Raw genomic sequence first — 2489 nt, 5'->3', positions numbered from 1 at the left:
CTCCCGGCCCTCGGCGAGCAGCTCGGCGAAGCAGTCGTGGACGGCGGCGAAGCGTGTGCGCATCCGGCCACGGTAGGAGGTCCGGACGCCGGCGGCGGAGACCGTCGAGGCGGCGCTGGTCGCCGCGACCACGCCCCGGCCGCCGGCGGACCCGGCGGACTGGCGGGCCGCGCTCACCGCGCCCCTGCGACCGTTCGTCGACGTCGCCACCGACCGGTTCCTCGCCGGAGCCCGCCGACTCGCGACGGAGAGGACGGTCGAGCTGGCCGCCCTCACCGACCAGTTCGCCGCCGCACTGGGTCGCCACCTGCTCGCCGTCGCGGCCCGCACGCTGGTCTCGGAGCTGCACCGACGCCGGGCGGCCGGCCGGCTCGCCGGCGCCGACGGCCGGGCCCGGTTCGCCGACTTCGTGGCACAGCTCTGCGACCCGGCCGGGCTGGCCGGGCTGGTCGACCGCTATCCCGTGCTGGCCCGCCTGCTGGCACAGGCCGCCACGGCGGCCGCCCGGTCCGCGCTCGAACTGCTGACCCGATTCGTCGCCGACCGCGACGAGCTGGTGGAAACCCTGCTCGGCGACGGCGACCCCGGCCCGCTGGTCGCGGTCCGCAGCAACCTGGGCGACGCCCACACCGGCGGCCGTACGACCACCGTGCTGCGCTTCGCCGACGGCCGCCGCGTCGTCTACAAGCCGCGCGACCTGGCCTCCCAGGTGCGCTTCACCGGGTTCGTCGACTGGCTGGAGCGGCGGGCGCCGGGGCTGGGGCTGGGGCTGCGCGGGGTCGCCGCCCTGACCCGGCCGGGCTACGGCTGGTCGGAGTACGTCGACGCGACGGCGCTGAGCCACCCGGAGCAGGCGGACGGGTTCTACCGCCGGCAGGGCGCCCTGGTCGCGCTGCTGCACGCCCTGCACGCCACGGACATGCACTACGAGAACCTGATCGCCGCCGGCGACACCCCGGTCGTGGTGGACACCGAGACGCTCTTCCACCCCGCGCTGGGCGAGCCGGTGGGCACCGGCGACCCGGCTGCGGACCTGCTGACCGCCTCGGTGCACCGGACCGGCCTCGTGCCGGTGATCGTCGTGGGCGACCAGGGGGCGATGGACCTGTCCGGCGTCGGCGGCGACCGGGGCGGGCCCGCACCCGCCAGCGCGCTCGACTGGGCCGACCCGGGCACCGACCGGATGCGGCTGACCCGCCGGGCCGTCGACTTCGTCGGCGGTCGCAACCGACCCCGCGTCGGCGACGACGTGGTGGATCCCGGCGCCCACGAGCCCGCGCTGCGGGCGGGGTTCCGGCTGGCGTACGAGACGATCCGGGCGCACCGGCGGGAGTTCACCGACCTGGTCGCCTCCTGCGCCGACGTCCCGGTACGGCTGGTCGCCCGCCCCACCTCGGCGTACCACACCCTGCTCACCGAGACCACCCACCCGGACGTGCTCGGCGACGCGCTGGAGCGGGACCGCGCGTTCGGCGTCCTCTGGTCCAGCGCGGGCGGGCACCCGTTCCTCGCCCAGTTCCCGCGGCACGAGGTCGCCGCGCTGTGGGCGGGCGACGTCCCGTTGTTCGAGGGCACGCCGGGCAGCCGGGCCGTCCGGGTCGCCGGTGGCGGCGGACCGCTGCCCGTGCCGCTGGCCCGCTGTGGGCTCGACGCCGCGCTGGGCAAGATCGCCACGCTGGGCGAGGCCGACCGGCGGCACCAGGAGTGGATCGTCGCGGCGACGCTCGCGACCCGTCGCCCGGTCGACGGCCGGCACGCCGCCGTGCCGACGTCACGTCCGGTCGCGGAGGCCGCCGCGTCGCCGGAGCGCCTGCTCGCCGCGGCGTGCGCGGTGGCTGACGAGATCCAGGCCCGGAGCGTGGCCGGCGCGGGCCGGGTGAACTGGCTCGGCCTGGAGCTGGTCGACGACCGGCAGTGGCTCGTCCTGCCGATGGGGGCCGGGCTGGCCAACGGGCACCTCGGGGTCGCGCTCTTCCTCGGCCAGCTCGCCGCGGTGACCGGTACCGCCCGCTACGCCGAGCTGGCCCACCGGGCCGTCGGCGGGGTGCCGGGGCTGTTCCGGCTGCTCGGCGCGCGCCCGGACCTGACCGCCGCGATCGGCCCCGGCGGGCTGTACGGCCTCGGCGGCATCGCGTACGGACTCGCCCGGCTGTCCACCCTGCTGGCCGACCCCGGCCTCGCCGGGCAGGCCCGCGCGGCGGTGGGCCTGGCCGCCGCCAGCGCGGGGTCCCCGGCCGTCGCCTGGGCCGACGGCGGCGCAGGCTGCCTCGCCGCCATGGACGCGGTGCACGCCGAGCTGGGCCACGCGCCGGCAGCGTCGCTCGCCCGCAGCTGGGCCGACCGACTCGTCGACGTGGTCGACCGGGACGACCCGCCGACGCAGGTGGGCTTCGATAGAGGAAGAACTTCACCGCCGCGTACTGCCGCTGGTGGCCGCCGTAGCTGCCGATGAGGAAGTACATCGGCACCAGCATGACCTCGAAGAACAC

At 77.3% G+C, this 2489-nt stretch carries 2 pseudogenes; one reads left to right on the top strand and one right to left on the bottom strand.

Annotation, left to right across the window (positions count from 1 at the left end):
• Positions 1-210, bottom strand: a pseudogene (locus AB0G13_RS34515) (hypothetical protein); the annotation flags it as partial.
• Here AB0G13_RS34515 and lanM point away from each other — a divergent pair.
• Positions 116-2302, top strand: a pseudogene (lanM, locus tag AB0G13_RS34510) (type 2 lanthipeptide synthetase LanM); the annotation flags it as partial. The pseudogenes AB0G13_RS34515 and lanM overlap by 95 nt on opposite strands.
• Positions 2303-2489 lie beyond the last annotated feature (187 nt).

Origin of the sequence: Micromonospora sp. NPDC023633 (genome assembly GCF_040640035.1) — a bacterium.
Classification (GTDB): domain Bacteria; phylum Actinomycetota; class Actinomycetes; order Mycobacteriales; family Micromonosporaceae; genus Micromonospora.
This window is presented reverse-complemented; position numbering and strand designations above follow the sequence as displayed.